1 protein-coding gene and 1 pseudogene are annotated in these 689 nt (G+C 63.4%); both read right to left on the bottom strand.

All coding sequences use genetic code 11. From position 1 onward, the window contains the following. Positions 1-376 (bottom strand): annotated as a pseudogene (locus NKJ17_RS33920) (transketolase family protein); the annotation flags it as partial. Continuing rightward, positions 373-689 (bottom strand): thiamine pyrophosphate-binding protein (locus tag NKJ17_RS33915; protein ID WP_502906602.1); only part of this gene is annotated, 317 nt, incomplete at its 5' end. The gene NKJ17_RS33915 and the pseudogene NKJ17_RS33920, both read right to left, overlap by 4 nt.

Here is a 689-nt window from a genome sequence, read left to right as displayed (position 1 = left end):
TCTCCTCGGCGATCGCCATGCAGATGAAATCGTAGGCACGTCGCGATGCGAAGACGGCGTAGGTGGTGGCGAAGGGCGTAAAACCCTCCCGCGCCAAGCCGGCGGCGGCGCTCATCAGCACCTGCTCCGCCATGCCCATCTGATAGAAGCGGTCCGGATGCTCCTGTGCGAAGACATGGAGATCGGTGTATTTCGCGAGGTCCGCCGTCAGGCCAACTATCCCGGGCCGCTGGTGCGCCAGTCTGGCCAGTGTGTGCCCGAACGGCGCATTGCGTGTCGGTACGCCATCGGGCGCGATCGACGCGATCATCGCCGATGTGGTCTTGCGCTCACCGGCATTGGCGGCGTGGCGCGGCGCGAACTTTGACAACCTCAACGCGGACGTCCCTTTTCCAAAGCTTCGAGCGCTAACGTCCATTCGTGCGGTTCGACGCGGATGAAATGCGTGATGTCGCGGGTTTCCAGGAATGGCACACCCTTGGCCATGCGCGTATCGCAAACGATCACACGCGGACGAGGTTCCTTCAGGCCGCGCGCCATGTCGAAGGCCTTGCGGACCGCCTCGATGTCGTTGCCGTCGACGCGCTGCGCATGCCAGCCGAACGCCTCGAACTTGTCGGTCACCGGTTCGGAGGAGAGCATGGCCGTCGACGGACCATCGGCCTGCTGATTGTTGAAGTCGACAATGG

This window comes from Mesorhizobium sp. M0208, assembly GCF_040322015.1.
Lineage (GTDB): Bacteria > Pseudomonadota > Alphaproteobacteria > Rhizobiales > Rhizobiaceae > Mesorhizobium.
Note: the sequence above shows the minus strand (reverse complement) of the source record. Positions and strands in the feature narration are given on the sequence as shown.